The organism is [Actinomadura] parvosata subsp. kistnae, from assembly GCF_900323885.1.
Taxonomy (GTDB): Bacteria; Actinomycetota; Actinomycetes; order Streptosporangiales; family Streptosporangiaceae; genus Nonomuraea; species Nonomuraea composti.
The window spans coordinates 243486-258796 of the sequence record NZ_OOHJ01000005.1 but is presented as its reverse complement, the minus strand read 5'-3'; the positions used below and the strand labels follow the sequence as shown (position 1 = coordinate 258796).

16 protein-coding genes are annotated in these 15311 nt (G+C 73.3%); 9 read left to right on the top strand and 7 right to left on the bottom strand.

Translation table 11 applies throughout. The annotated features are described in order from the left end of the window. Positions 1 to 9 precede the first annotated feature (9 nt). Positions 10 to 588 (top strand): dihydrofolate reductase family protein, encoded by a 579-nt coding sequence (locus tag KIS93_RS02535; protein ID WP_080037880.1) that lies wholly within the window; start codon positions 10 to 12, stop codon positions 586 to 588. Positions 589 to 597: 9 nt separating this feature from the next. On the opposite strand, the gene KIS93_RS02530 is transcribed toward KIS93_RS02535, so the two are convergent. Together KIS93_RS02530 and KIS93_RS02525 are read right to left on the bottom strand one after the other, a co-directional pair. Next, positions 598 to 987, bottom strand: a complete 390-nt coding sequence (locus KIS93_RS02530; protein WP_186403546.1) for an ATP-binding protein — start codon at positions 985 to 987, stop codon at positions 598 to 600. Positions 988 to 1176: 189 nt separating this feature from the next. Then, complete coding sequence (locus KIS93_RS02525; RefSeq protein ID WP_080037878.1) at positions 1177 to 1806, bottom strand: chemotaxis protein CheB; 630 nt, start codon at positions 1804 to 1806, stop codon at positions 1177 to 1179. 171 nt (positions 1807 to 1977) lie between these two features. Here KIS93_RS02525 and KIS93_RS02520 point away from each other — a divergent pair, with 171 nt between their 5' ends. From KIS93_RS02520 to KIS93_RS02495, 6 genes are all read left to right on the top strand, one after another. Beyond that, on the top strand, positions 1978 to 2376 hold the full coding sequence (locus KIS93_RS02520) for an STAS domain-containing protein (protein ID WP_080037877.1): 399 nt from the start codon (positions 1978 to 1980) through the stop codon (positions 2374 to 2376). A 292-nt stretch (positions 2377 to 2668) separates the two neighbouring features. Next, positions 2669 to 4540 (top strand): AfsR/SARP family transcriptional regulator, encoded by a 1872-nt coding sequence (locus KIS93_RS02515; protein WP_186403545.1) that lies wholly within the window; start codon positions 2669 to 2671, stop codon positions 4538 to 4540. Between the two features lie 314 nt (positions 4541 to 4854). Beyond that, positions 4855 to 6246, top strand: coding sequence for an aspartate aminotransferase family protein (locus KIS93_RS02510; protein WP_230466081.1), 1392 nt, complete (start codon positions 4855 to 4857; stop codon positions 6244 to 6246). Then, on the top strand, positions 6228 to 7298 hold the full coding sequence (locus KIS93_RS02505; protein ID WP_080037874.1) for an NAD-dependent epimerase/dehydratase family protein: 1071 nt from the start codon (positions 6228 to 6230) through the stop codon (positions 7296 to 7298). Before KIS93_RS02510 ends, KIS93_RS02505 begins: the two co-directional genes overlap by 19 nt. 85 nt (positions 7299 to 7383) lie before the next feature. Then, the gene (locus tag KIS93_RS02500; protein WP_186403544.1) at positions 7384 to 8319 is read left to right on the top strand and encodes a UbiA prenyltransferase family protein; all 936 of its coding nucleotides are present in this window, start codon (positions 7384 to 7386) and stop codon (positions 8317 to 8319) included. Between the two features lie 32 nt (positions 8320 to 8351). Next, complete coding sequence (locus KIS93_RS02495; protein WP_186403543.1) at positions 8352 to 9095, top strand: AfsR/SARP family transcriptional regulator; 744 nt, start codon at positions 8352 to 8354, stop codon at positions 9093 to 9095. Positions 9096 to 9103: 8 nt separating this feature from the next. Here the strand turns inward: KIS93_RS02495 and KIS93_RS02490 are convergent, their stop codons facing one another. Genes KIS93_RS02490 through KIS93_RS02470 form a run of 5 tightly spaced genes read right to left on the bottom strand, consistent with a single transcriptional unit; the run spans position 9104 to position 13966 of the window. Continuing rightward, the gene (locus KIS93_RS02490) at positions 9104 to 10222 is read right to left on the bottom strand and encodes an endonuclease/exonuclease/phosphatase family protein (protein ID WP_080037871.1); all 1119 of its coding nucleotides are present in this window, start codon (positions 10220 to 10222) and stop codon (positions 9104 to 9106) included. After that, positions 10219 to 11247 (bottom strand): glycosyltransferase family 2 protein, encoded by a 1029-nt coding sequence (locus KIS93_RS02485; RefSeq protein ID WP_080037870.1) that lies wholly within the window; start codon positions 11245 to 11247, stop codon positions 10219 to 10221. The genes KIS93_RS02490 and KIS93_RS02485 overlap by 4 nt, the downstream gene beginning before the upstream one ends. A 3-nt stretch (positions 11248 to 11250) precedes the next feature. Beyond that, entirely contained in the window at positions 11251 to 12258 is a 1008-nt protein-coding gene (locus tag KIS93_RS02480; RefSeq protein ID WP_080037869.1) for a glycosyltransferase family 2 protein, read from the bottom strand. Then, the gene (locus KIS93_RS02475) at positions 12255 to 12956 is read right to left on the bottom strand and encodes a sulfotransferase family protein (RefSeq protein ID WP_080037868.1); all 702 of its coding nucleotides are present in this window, start codon (positions 12954 to 12956) and stop codon (positions 12255 to 12257) included. The genes KIS93_RS02480 and KIS93_RS02475 overlap by 4 nt, the downstream gene beginning before the upstream one ends. Positions 12957 to 12961: 5 nt before the next feature. Further along, positions 12962 to 13966 carry a glycosyltransferase family 2 protein gene (locus tag KIS93_RS02470; protein ID WP_168007256.1) on the bottom strand — a complete coding sequence of 335 codons (1005 nt, stop codon included), beginning with the start codon at positions 13964 to 13966 and terminating at the stop codon, positions 12962 to 12964. A gap of 156 nt (positions 13967 to 14122) precedes the next feature. On the opposite strand from KIS93_RS02470, the gene KIS93_RS02465 reads away from it, so the two are divergent. Beyond that, entirely contained in the window at positions 14123 to 14608 is a 486-nt protein-coding gene (locus KIS93_RS02465) for a hypothetical protein (RefSeq protein WP_186403542.1), read from the top strand. Beyond that, complete coding sequence (locus KIS93_RS02460; protein ID WP_186403541.1) at positions 14515 to 15303, top strand: endonuclease/exonuclease/phosphatase family protein; 789 nt, start codon at positions 14515 to 14517, stop codon at positions 15301 to 15303. Before KIS93_RS02465 ends, KIS93_RS02460 begins: the two co-directional genes overlap by 94 nt. Positions 15304 to 15311: the final 8 nt, after the last annotated feature.

The following is a 15311-nucleotide window of genomic DNA, read 5'->3' as shown; positions in this document are numbered from 1 at the left end:
GAGAGCGACATGACCGCCACCTACACCTTCGACGTCTTCTCCAGCCTCGACGGCTACGGCGCCGCCGGCGGCGACTGGACCGGCTACTGGGGCAAGCAGGGCCCCGAACTCCTCGAGCACCGCTACGCCCAGTACGGCGAGCGGCAGCGGATGGTGTTCGGGGCCGCCACCTACCGGGCGTTCGCCGGGATGCTGGCCGACAGCACGGACGGGTCCGAGGTGCGCGACCCGTGGGTCACGAGGATGGTGAACCTGCCGGCGACGGTCGTGTCGAGCACCCTCGACGGAGCACTCGACTGGCCGGACGCGACCCTGGCCCGCGGCGACGCCGTCGAGGTCGTCGCCCGGCTCAAGGAGGAGTCGGACGTGCCGTTGCGCTCGCACGGCAGCCTGTCGATGAACCGGGCGCTGATGGCGGCCGGCCTGGTGGACCGGGTGCAGGTCACGCTCTTCCCGGTGATCACCGGCCGGACGGGGCTGGACCCGATCTTCCGGGGCGCGCCCGACTTCGACCTCGAGCTGATCGAGAGCCGCACGCTCGACGGCCGCATCCTGGAGCTCGTCTACCGGCCCGCCCTGCACCCCTGAGGCCGCCGGTCAGCGTCCGGTCTCCGTGAAGGGGACGTGCATGGTCAGGGTGAGCCGCGAGCCCTGGCCGGTCTGGTCGAGACGGACCTGGTCGCACAGCCGCTGGATGATCCACAGGCCGTAGCCGTGCGACGCGCCCGGCTCGATCTTGGCTTCCACCAGGTGGTCGCGGGTCAGGTGGCCGGCGACGTCCTCGATCTCCACGACGACGGCGCCGGGCCGGGTGCGGACGGTGAGCGTGCCGGCGGCGCCGCCGTGGTCGAGCACGTTGGTGATCGCCTCGTTGACCGCGAGCACCAGGTCCATCAGCCGCTCGCCGCGCAGGCCGCCGTCGACGGCGTGCGCGCTGACCAGGTCGCGCAGGCGTGCGAGATCGGCGCTGATCGGAGAGTGCAGCACTCGCTCCATTGTCATCGGCGGCCCATCGCAGGAGGTTGGGGTGAGGTCTGTGCGGACCTTTCCCCGCTGACCTCGCGACAGAGCACCAAACACCATAACGGACGGAACCGTATGTCGCCGCAGGGACGCGGCCGGTGAGCGAGCCGGCCATCTGCCGCCGTGCAGGGGGCTCGGAGGTGGCGGGCCTGCTCAGGTCGCCGTGCCGGCATGGGCGACGATCGCGCCGGCGATCTCGTCGAGGGCGAGGATCTGGTCGACCTGGTGGGTGTCGATGGCGGCCGACGGCATCGAGAAGAACTTCGAGGTGGCCTGGTCCTGGGCGATGACGGTGCCGCCGCAGTGGGCGACGGCGCGCACGCCGGCCTGGCCGTCGTGCCCCATGCCGGTCAGGACGACGGCCAGCGCGCGTGGCCCGCAGGTGACCGCCAGGCTGGCCAGCAGCAGATCGGCCGACGGCCGCGACGGCGGCAGGGCGCCGGCCTCGATCAGCCCGATCCTGGACTGGGAGGTGACCAGCAGGTGCTGTCCCGGCGGGATGACGAGGACCTGCCCGGGCCGCAGCAGGTCGCCGTCGGCGGCCCTGCGGACGGGCAGCACGGAACGGCGGGCCAGGATCGCCGTCAGCCGCCCCGTGGGATTGGCCGGATCCTGGTGCAGGGCGATCAGCACGGCCGCGGCCAGGCCGGCGGGCAGCGAGGCGAGCACCCGCGACAGCGCGTCGACCCCGCCGGCCGACGCTATCAACGCCACCACAGGGAAGGAGACGGCGAAACCGTCGCCTCCGAGTGGGCCGATCGCACTCTCCTCCGGACCGGTCATTCTCCTACTTCATCACAAGACCGTGTGACGAACCGCCTTCCCGCACCGGCTTTCCCCCATAGGCTCGGCGATGGCGGCACGGACGCCGCCGTACCACCAGGACAAACCTTCCGGGACGGGCATGATCGCCATTGTTCGGATTCCGCCGGCCCGCACCCCGGCGAGGCCGGCATGACGTCCTTGAGGCTCGACTGCCGCCGGCTCGCCGACGGGGTGGTGATCGGCGTGGCCGGGGAGCTCGACGCGAGCAGCGCCGACGACCTGGAGACCTACGTCGGCCGGGTGTGGCAGCCGGGCCGGCCGCTGATCCTCGACCTGGGCGGGCTCACCTTCATGGACAGCACGGGCCTGCACGTCCTGCTGCGCGTGCACGGCGAGGTGCGCAGGCAGGGCGGCCGCCTGCACCTGGCCGCCGTGCAGGACCTGCCGGCCCGGCTGCTGCAGATCACCGAGGTGTGGGACGCGCTCAGCATCCATCCCAGCGCCGAGGCGGCGATCGCCAACCTGTCCGAGCCGCCGCCACCACGCCTGCGGCGGCTGATGGGCGAGCGGCCCCCGGAACGTCGATGACCGGGTGCGCCGGCCGGTGTCGAGAAGGGCTTTACGGAAATGTCAGAGAATCCGGTAAGGAGCCCTGACACCGGTCAAGGCGAATTTCTCGCACCCCGCATATCGATGCGGCAATAACTTTCAACGGCCATCGCCGCACCGCCCCGGCTAATCGGGTCGCGTAATCCTCTTATCCCTTTCCGGGAAGTACCGGTCCAAGGTCATCAACCTCGATCATTGGTCGCGGCAAATCAAGATCCGTGTGCAATCGTACGGTTCCCGTCGTGAAAGCCGCGCGCCGCAGGGTGGTCCTATGGATTTCAAGATCCTCGGTCCGATCGAGGTTCGTACCTCTCATGGAATGCCGATCGCCCTGGGCCGCCGAAAACAGCGCGTGCTCCTGGCCGCCCTGCTGCTCAACACGGGCAAGGCGATCCCCAGCAGGCGCATGCTCGACTGGCTGTGGGGCGAGCGCGCCCCCGCCACCGCGGAGTCGAACCTCTACACCTACATCTCCGCCCTGCGCAAGGTCCTCGGCTCCCCCTCCCGCATCGAGGCGGGCTCCCACGGCTACGTGCTGCGCGTGACGCCGGGCGAGGTCGATGTCACGTTGTTCGAGGAGCTGGCCGCGCAGGGGCAGCAGGCGCTGTCGGCGGGGCGGCACGACGTCGCGCTCGAACGGCTGTCGCGGGCCCTCGGCCTGTGGCGCGGCGAGTCCGTGCTGGAGGACCTGCCGCTGCCCGCGCCGCTGCGCTGCGAGGCGGCGCGGCTGGAGCGGCTGCGGGCGACCGTCGTGGACGCGTCCCTGGAGGCCAGGCTGGCGCTGGGCCGGCACGGCGAGATGCTCGCCGACCTGGAGACCCTCACCCGCAGGGATCCGCTGAACGAGCGGCTGCGGGCCCAGCACATGCTGGCGCTCTACCGGTGCGGCCGCCGGGCCGACGCGCTGGCGGTCTTCCACCGGGCGCGCAGCACGCTGGCCGCCGAGGTCGGCCTCGACCCCGGGCCCGACCTGGCGCGCATGCACGAGCGCATCCTGGCCGACGACCCCCGGCTGACGCCGCCGGCGGCGCTCGCCGCGCGCCGGGCTCCGGCGGAGCTGCCCATGGCCCCGGCCGCCTTCACCGGCCGGGCCACCGAGGTGGCCCGGCTGCGCACGATGCTGACGTCGCTCTCCGGCGCGAGCCCCGTCTCGGCGATCACGGGCACCGCGGGGGCCGGCAAGTCGGCGCTGGCCGTGCACGTCGCGCACCAGGTCGCGGGCCGCTTCCCCGACGGGCGGCTGTACGTGGACCTGCACGGCTCCACGCCCGGCGGCGCCCCGCTGCACCCGGCCGACGTCCTGGCCCGCCTGTTACGCTCGCTCGGCGACGACACGGCCTTGCGGTCCGCCGGGCCAGGGCGCCGGCCCGACCTCGACGAGGCGGCGGCCCGCTTCCGCTCGCTGACCGACGGCAGGCGCCTGCTGCTCCTGCTCGACAACGCCCGCGACGCCGCGCAGGTGCGCCCGCTGCTGCCGGCCAGCCCCACCTGCCGCGTGCTGGTCACCGCCCGCCGGACGCTCACCTCGCTGGAGGCCGCCTCGCACTTCCGGCTCGGCTTCATGGCCGAGGAGGAGACGTTCGCGCTGCTCACCCGCCTGATCGGGGAGGAGCGCGCGGCGGCCGAGCCGCGGCCGGCGCGCACGATCGCGCGGCTGTGCGCCGGGCTGCCGCTGGCGGTCAGGATCGCCGCCGCCCGGCTGATCGCCCGGCCGGGGCTGTCGCTGGGCGCGCTGGCCGCCCGGCTGGCGGCCGAGGAGCGCCGCCTGCCGGAGCTGCAGACCGACGACCAGGCCGTGCGGGCGTCCTTCATGCTCAGCTACCGCGGCCTCGACCCCGAGTCCCGCCGCATGTTCCGGCTGCTGGGCCTGCTCGACGGCGCCCTCGGCGGCACCACGGTGAGTGTCGGGGCCGCCGCCGACCTGGCCGACCGCTCCGAGCCGCACGCCGCCGACCTGCTCGACCGCCTCACCGACGCCCAGCTCCTGGAGACCTGCGGCCACGACCGGTACCGCGTGCACGACCTGCTCCGCCTGTTCGCCCGCGAGCGGGCCGGGGAGGAGGACAGCGAGGAGGAGCGGGCGCAGGCGGCCTGGCGGGCCGGCACGGCCTGCGCACCCCGCCCGCCTGCACCACCGCGATAGGCTGAACGGCCTGCGGACACCGCCCGCCCGCACGATCGCGATAGGCTGAGCCGAGCGCGGCCCGCCGCCCGGGAAATCATCCGCATTTGGCGCGCCCGCCGGCCGATAAATACGCTCGTGATCCGCCGGCGGCCGTTCTTTCTTCCCCCTGCCGTGCCGCCGTGCGGCCCTTGACCTACACACCTTTGTATGGCCCGAGGCATAGCCGGATTCGACATTGTTGACGCCATGTCGCACCTTTTCAAAATGCGCCCGAGCGGGGAAGGGCGAACGTGTCAGAGCTGATCGGCGTGGACGAGTGTGAAAGTTTCACCGTGAAACAGGTCCAGGATCTGTACCGAAGGTACGTCAGCCGCAGCCAGGTCAACCTCATGACCTCCTTCGGCTTCGGCCGGGAGCTGGCCGAGAGCGCCGAGGGTGCCCGCATCCGCACCCGCGACGGCCGGGAGGTCCTTGACGTCACCGGCGGCGTCGGCGTGCTCAACCACGGCCACAACCATCCCCGCATCCTCGCCGCGCGGCGCCGCTTCGCCGAGCGCCGGCGCATGGAGGTGCACAAGGCGTTCTTCTCCCCGTACGTGGCCGCGCTCAGCCACAACATCGCCGAGCTGCTGCCGGGCGACCTGAACATCTCCTACTTCCCGAACTCCGGCGCCGAGGCCAACGAGGGCGCCGTCAAGATGGCGTACAAGTACCACGAGGGGCGCCGCAACACGATCCTGCGCTCCGACATCAGCTTCCACGGCAAGACACTCGGCGCCGGCAGCCTGACCGGGTCGTCGGAGAACTCCTTCCGCTTCCCCGGCCTGCCCGGCATCGTCGTCCACCCGTACGGGGACGTCGCCGCCGTGCGCGCGGCCGTGGCAGCGGCCCGCACTCCCGACGGCGGGTGCGACGTCTACGCGATCATGGTGGAGCCGTTCAGCGCGTCGAGCATGCGCTGCTGGTCGGAGAGCGACCTGTACGAGCTGCGCCGCCTCTGCGACGACGACGACATCATGCTGATCTTCGACGAGGTCTACACCGGCTGGGGCAAGACGGGCAGCCTCTTCTACTTCATGCGCCACCCCGGCCTGCTGCCGGACATCCTCGTCTACTCCAAGTCGCTCGGCGGCGGCAAGGCGTCGATCGCCGGGTACACCGCCCGCGAGCGCGTCTTCCGCAAGGCCTACGACCGGCTTTCCGACGTCATCCTGCACAGCACCACCTACTACGGGTTCGGCGAGGAGACCGCCACGGCCATCGAGGCCGTCAACATCGTCGTCGAGGACGACTACCCGGCCAGGGCGCGGCGGATCGAGGGCGTTCTCGGCCCCGGCCTGGAGGCCCTGCACAAGCGCCACCCCGACGTGATCGGGCGGGTGAGCGGGGTGGGCGCGCTGTGGGGCGTCTTCCTCACGGGCGGGCCCAAGGTGCTCGATCTGGCCGCCCGGCTCGCGCCCGGCTTCTCCGGCGACCCGCAGTTCCGTACGAAGCTGATCACGCTGTCGGTCATCGCCGACCTCTACCGCGAGCACGGCATCGTCTCCTACTACAGCCCGAACGCCGACAACCCGCTCGTCGTCGCCCCCACCCTGGCCATCGAGCAGGAGGACGTCGAGTACTTCCTGGACAGCCTCGACCGGACCCTGTCCAAGGGCCTGCCGCGGCTGCTCGCCCGGTTCGTACGGGAGAAGGTGGGGTCGCGATGGCCCGGCGGGTCGTAGTCACCGGCAGCGCCGGGATGCTCGGCGGCGCCCTGGCCCGCAGGCTCGTCCTCGACGGCCACGACGTGGTCGGCGTGGACCTGCGCCCCCAGGACGACCCGCTGCTCGCGGCCCGGCACCGGGTCGCCGACGTGCGCGACCTGCCGCTGATGAGCGAGGTCATGGCGGGCGCGGACGCGGCCGTGCACTGCGCCGGCGCGCTGCCGAGCTACCCGGCCGACCAGATCCACGACCTGATCGTCGGCGGCACCGGCACCGTCCTGGAGGCCGGGCGCCGCGCGGGCCTGGAGCGGCTGGTGCACATCTCCTCCACCGCCGTGTACGGGCTGCCGAAGCTCGTGCCGACCCCGGAGGAGCATCCGCGCGCCCCGGTCGACCCGTACACCCGGGCGAAGGCGGCGGCGGAGGAGCTGGCGGAGCGGTACCGGGCCGGCGGCATGTGCGTGCCCGTGCTGCGCCCCAAGACCTTCCTCGGGCCCGGCCGGATGGGCCTGTTCGCGATGTTGTTCGAGTGGGCCGAGGAGGGCCGCAACTTCCCGGTGCTCGGCCGCGGCGACAAGCGCATCCAGATGTTCGCGATCGAGGACCTCGTGGACGCGGTGGCGCTCGTGCTCGACGCGCCAGCCGAGGTCGCCGGCGACACCTACAACCTGGCCGCCGCCGAGTTCGGCACGCTGCGCGAGGACTTCCAGGCGGTGCTCGACGCGGCCGGCCACGGCAAGCGGGTCGTCTCGCTGCCCGCCGGGCCGGCCGTGGCGGGGCTGCGGCTGCTGGAGCGCACCCGGCTGTCGCCGGTGTACGGGCGGCTGGCGCTCAAGCTGCTCGCCGACTCCTACGTCAGCATCGACAAGGCCCGTGACCGGCTCGGCTTCCGTCCGCGGCTGTCCAACAGGGACGCGATCCTGCGCACGTACGCGTGGTGGCGGGAGCAGCGCCGGGCCGGCGCCACGACCGGTGCCACGACCGGCACCGCGACCGGCACACGGGCGGGCTCCACCAGCCGCGACGCGTGGCGGCAGGGCGCGCTGTCGCTGGCGAAGATCTTCTTCTGAGCTATCGGGGTAAAGCATGCGCCTGGTCGAATCGGCAGACGTTCCAGACCTCCCGCAGCGTCAGGACGCCACTCAGGACGCGGACGTGTCAGAGAGCCCGCGGCGTCAGGACACCGCGCAGGACGGGGACGCGCGGGCCCGCGGGCGGCGGCCGGTCGCGGAGCTGGCCGCCCTGATCCGCCCGTCCCACGCGGTCAAGGCGATCCTCCTGGTGCCCGTGGCGCTGATCGGCGCCTCCTCCCCCACCCTGGCGGAGCTGGCCGGGGTCGGCTGGGCGGTGGTGGCGTTCGTGCTCGCCTCCGCCGCCGTCTACATCGGCAACGACATCGCCGACCGGCACCGCGACCGCCTCCACCCCGTCAAGCGCGAGCGGCCCATCGCGGCCGGCCGGGTGGGGGTGCCGGCCGCGGCGGTCTGCTGCGCCGTCCTGGTGGTCCTGCTGGGCGCGGTCGTCGCCCGGTCGCCGCTGTCGTTCTGGCCGGTGCTGGTGTATTTGGCGCTGAACGTCGCCTACACCCGCGCGCTCAAGCACGTCCCGCTGATCGACGTGGGCACGGTCGCGGCCGGGTTCGTGCTGCGCGTGCTGCAGGGCTACGAGATGACCGGCGACCGGGCTCCGGCGTGGCTGCTGATCACGGTGTTCTCGATGTCGTTGCTGCTGCTCATCGGCAAGCGCCGCCAGGAGCTGCTGGAGGCGGGGGCCGTTCACCGGCCCGCGCTGCGCGGCTACTCGATGGAGCTGACGAACTGGCTGCTGCAGATCGCCTCCGTGCTCGCCCTCGTCTCGGGCCTGATGTACCTGCGGGACGAGGGGCCGTTCGGCCCGCAGCACGGGCAGACGGCCATGATGCTGTCCACCCCGTTCGCGCTCTTCGCCCTGTTCCGGTACCTGCAGCTCCAGCTCGTGGAGAAGGAGGGCGGCGATCCGGTGCGCGTGCTGCTGCGCGACCGCGTCATGGTCGCGAACTCGATGGTGTGGGCCGCCGCCCTGGGCGTGACGCTCGTGCTCGTCCACCTGTGAACCCGATGGAAAGGCCGATGGAAAGGAAGGCGATGGACGTCCGCATACTGGGACCGGTCGAGGTGAGCGCCGGTGGCCGCCGCGTCCCGCTGGGGCCGCCGCAGCGACGCGCGGTGCTGGCCGCCCTGGCGGTCGACGCCGACCGGCCCGTGTCGCTGGGCACGCTGATCGAGCGGGTGTGGGACGATCCGCCGGAGCGGGCGACCGACTCGCTGTACGCCCACATCGCCCGCCTGCGTCAGGCGCTGGCCGCGACCGGGGCCCGCATCGAGCGCCGCGACGGCGGCTACGCGCTGGAGGTGGAGCCCGACCGGGTGGACGCCTACCGGTTCCGGCGGCTGGCCAAGCAGGCGCAGCTGCCGGCCTGCGACGACTTCGGCCGGGCCCGGCTGCTGGCCGAGGCGATGGAGCTGTGGCGCGGCGCCCCGCTGACCGGCATTCCGGGCGAGTGGGCGGCCCGCATGCGGTACGGCATCGAGCAGCAGTTCGTCGGCGCCGTCGTCACGTGGGCGGAGACGCACCTGCGGCTGGGCCGGCCGGACGTGGTGGTGACCGAGCTGACCCCGCTGGTGCCGCGGCACCCGCTCGCGGAGCCGCTGGCGAGCATGCTGATGCGCGGCCTGTGCGCGCTGGGCCGCGGCGCGGAGGCGGTGGCGCTGTACGCCCGCCTGCGCGGCTACCTCGCCGACCACCTGGGCATCGAGCCGGGGCCGGAGCTGCGCGCCCTGCACCTCAGCATCCTGCGGACCGGCCCGCGCCCGCCCGTCCTGGTGTAGACGCCGGGTCAGCGGCCGAGCGAGACGACGAGCCGCTGCCCGCTGTGGTCGGACAGCCCGCCCGAGCGGACCAGCCGGTACTCGTGGACGGCGAGCTCGGGCGACGTGTACGCCCAGTCGATCCGCCACAGCGGCAGCCGCTCGTCCCACGTGGCCGGGTAGAGCGACCCCAGGGCGGGGGTGGCGTCGGCCATCCGCTCCGGCACCAGCCGCAGCAGGCCCATCGCGGGCGAGGTGTTGAAGTCGCCCGCCAGCAGGGCGGGCTGTGGGTTCGCGCGGATGTCGGCCGCGAGCGCGCGCAGGTTGGCCGCGCGGGCCTCGTGCTGGGCGCGGCTGAGCGAGCCGGAGGCGACCGGCGAGTCGATGTGGGCGTTGTAGAAGGAGACGACGCGGTCTCCGGCTCGCACGTCGGTGCGCAGCGTCTTGACCCGGTGGAACTCCGGCCAGGAGGACCCGGCGGGCGCCGGAGCCCCCTCGATGCCGCGCTGGAGGACGATGGGGAAGCGCGACAGCGTCACCATCTCGCTCGCGACGGCGAGATGGTAGCCGGGGAACTCCTGCCGCAGCCGGTCGAGGTCGTTGACGCGGATGGGCCGGGAGTCGGGGCCGAAGTAGACGTACTCCTGCAACAGCAGCACGTCGGCGTCCTGGGCGCGCAGGTGGCGGTAGAAGGCGGCCAGGTCGGGCGGCGGCGTGCCGGTGGGCGGCGGCATCGCCCGGCCCGCCGGCTGGTCCCAGTACCAGGTGTTCCACGAGAACACCTTGATCGCGCCGGCCGGCGCGGGAGCGGGGCGGTGCCACAGCGCGGCGAGGTTGATCCCGCTCAGGCCGCCGCCCAGCGCCAGGGACGCCAGCGCGGCCACGGCGGCCGCCCGGCGTGCCCGCCGCGCCACCAGGACGGCGGCGAGCAGCACCACGGGCACGGCCGCGAACGCCAGCGGCGGCACCAGCTCGGGAAGCTGCCACCACCAGGCCCGGCCGGACAGGACGCGCTGCAGCACCACGAACGCCAGCCAGGCGAGCGCCGCGCACAGCACCAGCGGGATCCTGCGCCGGCGGGCCCGCGCGGCAGGGGCGCCGGCCGTGCGGGGATCCGGGCCCAGGATCGCCCGCAGGTATGCCGTCACGTGGCCGCCTGCCCGGAGACCTCCATCGTCACATCGCGATCGTAGAGCCGCCGGAACCGCGCCGAGCACAGCCACCGCGCCACCCCGGCCGCCACGCCCGCCGCGATGGTCACGTTCACCAGGAAGTGCACGGCGCCGAAGTAGAGCAGGAACAGCGGGCCGCGCCGGCGCAGCACGAAGCGGTACATGCCGAGGTCGGCCAGCAGTGACGCGGCCAGCGCGAGGGCCGGCAGCGCCGCCGCGGCCGGGCCGAGCGGGATCACCAGGGGCGACAGGGCGAGCGCGGCCAGCGCGGCGAGGCTGCCGCCGGCCCGGCTGGAGGTCTCGAAGCCGCGGGCGAAGCGCCGCCGGCGGGCGTACAGCGGCACCCGGGCGCGGCCCCGCCGGTAGAGCTTGCGCAGCAGCTTGACCAGCCGGTCGTCGTGGTCGTGCCGGGAGCGCACGGCGGTGGTGAGCAGCATCTCGTAGCGCTGGGTGAGGCGGTGGCCGTAGTCGACCTCCTCGGTCTCGCGCAGGCGCGGGTTGAACGGCCCGATCTCGTCGAACACGCGGCGCGGCATCGCCATCAGCGCCGAGAACAGGAACGAGACGGGCCCCTCGGAGCTGACCGTCCAGTAGTGGTACTGCAGCGCCCGGTACTCCTCGACGAGGCTGTCGCGGATCAGCGGCTCGGGGTCGTGGATGCTGGAGACCACACCGAGCTTCGGGTCGGCGGCGAGCAGGCCCACCGACACCTCGACGGCGTCGGGGTAGGCGGCCACGTCGGAGTCCACGAACATAAGGATCTCACCGCGCGCGTGCGCGGCACCCAGGTTCCGCGCGGCGGCCGTGCCCTGGTTGTGCTCGGTGCGGATCACCCGCACGCCGAGCCGCCGCGCGACCTCGGCGGAGTCGTCGGTGCTGCCGTCGTCCACGACGATCACCTCGATCGGCCGGTACGTCTGCGCGAGCAGGGCGCGCAGGCACAGCTCCAGCGAGGCGGCGTAGTTGTAGTTGGGCACGATCACGGACACGAGGGCGCTCACGGCTCACACCTCCACCGGCAGGTCGTACGTGCGGCGGAACCGGCTGGAGACCAGGCACTGGGCGGCGCCGGCGAACACCGCGACCGCGACGGTGACGTTCACCAGGAAGTGCACGGCGGTGAAGTAGAGGGTGAAGCGCAGGCCCGCGTACCGGCGCACGAACCGGTACATGCCGAGGTCGGACGCGATGGAGGCGGCCAGCAGCGCGAGCGGCACGACCGCCCAGGCCGGGCCGAGCAGCGCCGGCAGCGGCGTGGCGAGCACCGCGAACAGGGCGGCGAGCGAGCCCCAGCCGCGGCTGCTGTTGGCCGGACCGCCGTTGAAGTCGGGGCGGCGCAGGTACAGCGGGATGTGCAGGCGGGCGCGGTGGAAGAACTTCGACAGCACCACCTTGAGCCGGTCGTCGTGGTCGTGCCGGCCCCTGATGCGGTTGTCCAGCACGATCCGGTAGCCCCTGGTGGTGACGCGGTGGCCGTACTCGGCGTTCTCGCTGTGGCGCAGCGCCGGGTTGAGCGGGCCGATCTCGCGGAAGACGTCGGCCCGCATGGCGAACAGCGCGGAGTAGATCGTGGTGATGTCGCCCTCGTCGCCGGAGATCCAGTAGTGCAGCTGGAGGCTGCGGTAGCGCTCCACGCGGCTGTCGGGGATCAGCGGCTCCGGGTCGTAGGTGCCGCACACGACGCCGAGCCCGGGGTCGGCGGTGAGCAGGCGCACGGCGTGCTCGACCACGTCGTCGGCCAGCGCCAGGTCCGAGTCGAGGAAGAACAGCACCTCGCCGCGGGCGTGCTCGACGCCGACGTTGCGGGCGGCGGGCGCGCCGATGTTGGTGTCGGTGACCACGACGCGCGCCCCGTGCCGGCGCGCGATCTCCACCGAGTCGTCGGTGCTGCGGTCGTCGACCACGATCACCTCGATGTCGCGGTACGTCTGCCGCTCCAGCGCCTCCAGGCACAGGCCGAGGGTGCGGGCGTAGTTGTAGTTCGGCACGATGACCGAGACGAGCGGATTCATCGGTGTCTCTCCCGTCGGGTCCGGCGCAGGAGCAGCGGCAGGGGCCGGCCGAGGCCGCTCCTGGTGAAGTCCGAGGAGTTGTTGACCCGCGGGTAGGGCTCGTCCGGGACGGGGACCTCCAGGAACTCGCACAGCGGCCCCCACCCGTCGGCGGCGTCGAAGACGAGCAGCCGCTCGGCCGGGATGGCGTCGATCACCCGGGCCGCGTGCTCATGGAACAGCCGCACGGCCCGCTCCGGCTCCCGGTCGGCCGCCGTGGCGAACGTGCGCGCGTCCAGGGTCGTGTCCACCATCCGGACGAACGCGGCCAGGTCGGTGCCGAGCAGCGTCGAGAGCAGGACGGCGGCCCGGCCCGGCAGCGACTCGATGCGCCGCCGCTGCGCGAACAGCGTGCGCTGCATGCTGGCCACCCAGCGGTCCGGGTCGCGCGTGGTGAGGATGACCTTGGCCTTCGGGTAGTACGCGGCCAGCTCCTGCCAGTAGGCGGAGGTGGGGCCGTCCACGCACGACTCGTAGCCGACGAGCAGCCGGTCCCAGTTCACCTGGCGGGACGTCGCGGCGGCCAGCCACGGCCTGATCTGCCGGGGGTGGGCGAAGACGTCCACCATGTGGTGGCAGGGGCCGAGGCCGAGCCGTTCCAGCGCGGTCTTGAGCGAGAGCGTCCCCGTGCGGCCGAAGCCGGTGGCGATGATCTGCATGGCCGTCACTCCTGGGCCGCGAGCCGGGCCAGCCGGTCCAGGCGGGCGAGCGCGAACCGCTGCGCGACGCCCACCGCCCCGCCGAGCGCGCCGGTGAAGGTGACGGCGAGGTGCACGCCGGAGAAGTACAGGCCGAACGCGGCGCCGCGCTGGGCGTAGGCGAAGCGGTGGGTGCCGGCGTCCAGGGCGACGGCGGCGGCGACCAGCGCGGGCGGGACGAGCGCGCCGGCCCGGCCGGCCACCTTGGGCAGGGCGAGCGCCGGGACGGCGGCGAGCAGCAGGACGCCGCCGACCGCGCGCGGCACGGAGTCGCCCGGCGTCTCCCCCTCGCGCCAGTCGAGCGCGCTGAGGCGGGCGCGGCGGAACACCTTGCGCAGGATCGTCGGCACGGTCGCGTCGTGGTCCTTGCGCCCGCGCACGGCGTCGCTCAGCTTCACCGTGTACGAGCGGGTCACGCGCACGCGGTAGTCGGAGGAGACGGTCTCGCGCAGCCGCGGGTCGAACGGGCCGACCTCGGCGAACACCTTCGCGGGGACCGCCAGCACCGACGCGTGCAGCTCCAGCGTCGGCCGGTGGGCGGGCATCCACCAGCGGTGCATCTGCAGGGCGCGGTACTGCGCGGCCCGGCTCTGGGTGAGCAGCGACTCGGGCCGCAGGATGCCGCCCAGCGCGCCGAGGCGGGGGTCGGCCCGCAGGATGCGCACCGCGTTCTCCACGGCGTCCGGGTCGAGGGCGATGTCGGCGTCGAGGAAGAACAGGATCTCGCCGGTGGCGTGCTCGGCGCCGAGGTTGCGGGCGGGGGTGGGGCCGCCGTTGACCCGGGTGCGGATCACCGTGGCGCCCCGGGAGGCGGCGACGTGCGCGGCGTCCTCGGTGCCGCAGTCGTCCACGACGATGACCTCGATGTGCGGGTACGTTTGCGCCGCCACCGCGTCCAGGCAGAGCCGTAACACCTCGGACCGGTTGTAGCTGGGGATGATGACGGAGACGAGCGGATGCTCCCGAGTCATGATGTGTCGCTCCATTGGCCGTGCCGGACCTCATGTCCGGTTCACGGTAGGTGCGGGGGCTTGTCCCGTTCTTGTCGCGCGTGGCGGCGCTGACAAGGATGCGACAAGGACGCCCGCATATGGTCGACGCCGGCCCACCTCCCGAGGACGGTGTTGATGAGCGACGGGGACGTAGTGATCGAGCAGCGGCCCGGCCCCGCACCGACCGAACGTCTCGGGCGGCTCAGGCGCCTCGTCCGCCCCCGGCGGCGCTGGTGCCTGGGCACGAAGCTGGTGGTGACGGCGTCGGTGGCGTGGCTGCTGTTCGTGCTCTGCCACCTGCTGGCCAGCGGGCGCACCTCGCTGTGGGCGCCGATCGAGCTGATCCCGCCGCCGCTGTTCCTGCTCGTCCCCGCGCTGCTGCTGGTCGTGGCGCCGCTGGCCCGGCCCGTCCGGTGGCGGATCATCCCGCTGCTGGTGCTCACCGCGCTGCTGGGCGCCGGCCGCAGCGGCGTCAACTACGCCACCCTCTGGTACGAGCCCCGCCCGCCGGCCGGGACGCCATCACCGTGGCCGCCTGGAACACCCAGTTCTGGGACCAGGACCAGGGCCCCGGCTTCTACGCGTACCTGCGCGACCTGCACGCCGACGTCTACCTGCTGACCGAGTACCTCTACCGGGCCGCCGACCGCGGCGGGCGCTGGACCGCCGACCTCGCCGTGCGCATCGACAAGCTCGCCGAGCTGCGCCGCGAGCTGCCCGGCTACCACGTCGCCGTGTCCGGCGAGCAGATCACGCTCTCCCGCTTCCCCATCGTCGCGCACCGCGGCCTCGACCTGCGCCCGTGGCTGCCGCCCGACCAGCGGGAGACCCCCGGGGCGCTGCGCGGCTGGCCCGAGGGCTACACCGTCGAGACGCTGCGCACCGACATCGACGTCAACGGCACCACCGTCTCCTTCTACAACCCCCAGATCGCCCAGCCCCCGCTCGAATGGCGGCTGTACGACGCCGGGACGCGCGACGTCGCCGCCGCCAAGACCCTGCGGCGGGAGGCCAGCTACCGGGCCATCGGCGCGGACGTCGCCGCCAACCCCCACCCGGTCCTGCTCGCCGGCGACCTGAACACCTCCCCCGCCATGGGCATCCGCCGCCTGCTCCCCGAGCGGCTCGTCGACCGCACGCCCGCGCTCCCGTCCCTCCTCCCGGGGACGTACCTGGCCGGGACCGCCGAGCTGTGGCGGATCGACTGGCTCTACACCAGCCCCGACGTGACCGTGCACCGCTACGACCTGCCCGGCGCGAGAGGGATGTCCGACCACCGGGCCCAGCGCATGGTCGTGTCGGTGCCCCGCCCATGAAAGGAACC

Bases quoted from the DNA above. Each gene is read 5' to 3' on its own strand.
- KIS93_RS02535 (WP_080037880.1), top strand. From the start codon at position 10: ATGACCGCCACCTACACCTTCGACGTCTTCTCCAGCCTCGACGGCTAC.
- KIS93_RS02525 (WP_080037878.1), bottom strand. From the start codon at position 1,806: ATGACCGGTCCGGAGGAGAGTGCGATCGGCCCACTCGGAGGCGACGGT.
- KIS93_RS02520 (WP_080037877.1), top strand. From the start codon at position 1,978: ATGACGTCCTTGAGGCTCGACTGCCGCCGGCTCGCCGACGGGGTGGTG.
- KIS93_RS02515 (WP_186403545.1), top strand. From the start codon at position 2,669: ATGGATTTCAAGATCCTCGGTCCGATCGAGGTTCGTACCTCTCATGGA.
- KIS93_RS02505 (WP_080037874.1), top strand. From the start codon at position 6,228: ATGGCCCGGCGGGTCGTAGTCACCGGCAGCGCCGGGATGCTCGGCGGC.
- KIS93_RS02495 (WP_186403543.1), top strand. From the start codon at position 8,352: ATGGACGTCCGCATACTGGGACCGGTCGAGGTGAGCGCCGGTGGCCGC.
- KIS93_RS02480 (WP_080037869.1), bottom strand. From the start codon at position 12,258: ATGAATCCGCTCGTCTCGGTCATCGTGCCGAACTACAACTACGCCCGC.
- KIS93_RS02475 (WP_080037868.1), bottom strand. From the start codon at position 12,956: ATGCAGATCATCGCCACCGGCTTCGGCCGCACGGGGACGCTCTCGCTC.
- KIS93_RS02470 (WP_168007256.1), bottom strand. From the start codon at position 13,966: ATGACTCGGGAGCATCCGCTCGTCTCCGTCATCATCCCCAGCTACAAC.
- KIS93_RS02465 (WP_186403542.1), top strand. From the start codon at position 14,123: ATGAGCGACGGGGACGTAGTGATCGAGCAGCGGCCCGGCCCCGCACCG.